Genomic DNA, 1,636 nt, shown 5'->3' on the forward strand with positions numbered 1-1,636 from the left:
AATGGGTGGAAAAACCGTGTTGCTGTATCTGATGACGACTGCCATCGCTGTCTCTGTCGCATTGACCGCAGCCGTCTGGCTGGAACCCGGAAGCCCAGGCCAGTTCGAGGCCACGACCTTCGCGCCTAAAGAAGCTCCGCCACTGACCAGTACTTTTATCAACTTGGTCCCCAAGAATCCAATCGAAGCGATGGCCAGCGGCAATATGTTACAAGTGATCGTTTTTGCCCTACTTTTCGGCATTGCCATTGCCATGACAGGCGAACGTGCCAAACCAGTCAGCCAGCTTTTCGTCGCCGTAAACGAAGTGATTATGCGCTTGGTGACCATTCTGATGCATCTCGCGCCCATTGGCGTCTTCGCACTGATCGGAAAGTTGACCATCAATACGGGGCTCGATGCCTTCGCCAATCTTGGTCGCTATTTTGCACTAGTGCTCATTTTACTGCTGGTGCATGGCATCTTGATTTACGGCACCATGGTACGCATGCTGGGTGGCGTATCGCCATGGATGTTCTTCAAAAAAATGCGGCCTGTTCATCTGTTTGCCTTATCGACCGCAAGCAGTAGCGCGACTTTGCCCGTCACCATGGAAGTCGCCACCCGTCGGCTTGGCATTAAATCGACCACCGCCTCATTTACACTGCCGCTGGGAGCGACCATCAATATGGACGGCACCGCCATCATGCAGGGTGTCGCCACCGTATTCATTGCTCAAATTTACGGCGCTGATCTGCATATGTCGCAATATCTGATGATTATATTGACCGCCACGCTTGCCTCTGTCGGAGCGGCCGGCGTTCCCGGTGTTGGACTGATCACCTTGGCGATGGTGTTGCAACAGGTTAACCTGCCCACAGAAGGCATCGGAATCATCTTGGGCATTGATCGCATTTTGGATATGGTGAGAACCGCGGTCAACGTCACGGGTGATGCGGCCGTCACGCTATTGGTGGCGCGTTCCGAGGGCGACTTTGACGAGCAAGTCTTCTCAGATCCGGATGCGGGTCATCAGTTCGAAACATTGCCTGAAACGTGAGGCTGACCGTCTCACCATCAACGCCACCAACAAGTCGCCATATATTCCATCACGGTGCTGGGGGCGAATTTCGGCAATTGGCCGACCCCAGCTTCGGCATTTGATTTTCCCAACGTGACCGGGGCTTGGGTTAATAATTGCCACTGCGCATTGCAATACGACGTCAAAACCTCATACGGCGTTGAAAACGGCGGCCCAGCATCAGGACCACCATCATGCGTCAATCCAATCCAGACGCTGAGTTTTAGATGGGGCGCCATCACGCGCAACTGCTCAACATAGTCTTGTTGTCGTGATGGCGGCATGGCAATGATCGCAGCGCGATCATAATGGGCGTCACACTCCGAAAAATACTTAGCGGGGATCGTGAAGTAGTCGGCCACGTAGATCTCAAGCCGTTCTCCCCGATACACCGGACCGATCGCACTTTTTTCCACTTTGTAGGGCTGGCGTAGGGTTTCAAACAATCTAATGACCGCCGTTTCCACCAGCTCGATCCCCGCGACCGAAAAGCCACGCGACAAAAACCAGCCCACGTCTGGTGAGGCGCCACATAGCGGTATCAGTACTTTTTGGGCGCTGGCAAATACCTTTGAA

At 53.8% G+C, this 1,636-nt stretch carries 2 protein-coding genes; one reads left to right on the forward strand and one right to left on the reverse strand.

Annotated elements, in window-relative coordinates; all coding sequences use genetic code 11:
* On the forward strand, positions 1 to 1,039 hold a 1,039-nt coding region (locus D6694_11720), incomplete at its 5' end, for a dicarboxylate/amino acid:cation symporter (GenBank protein RMH38917.1).
* Positions 1,040 to 1,056: 17 nt separating this feature from the next.
* Here D6694_11720 and D6694_11725 read toward each other — a convergent pair.
* Positions 1,057 to 1,636, reverse strand: a 580-nt coding sequence (locus D6694_11725; protein ID RMH38918.1) for a hypothetical protein, incomplete at its 5' end; no start/stop codon positions are given.

It is taken from the genome of Gammaproteobacteria bacterium, from assembly GCA_003696665.1.
Lineage (GTDB): Bacteria > Pseudomonadota > Gammaproteobacteria > Enterobacterales.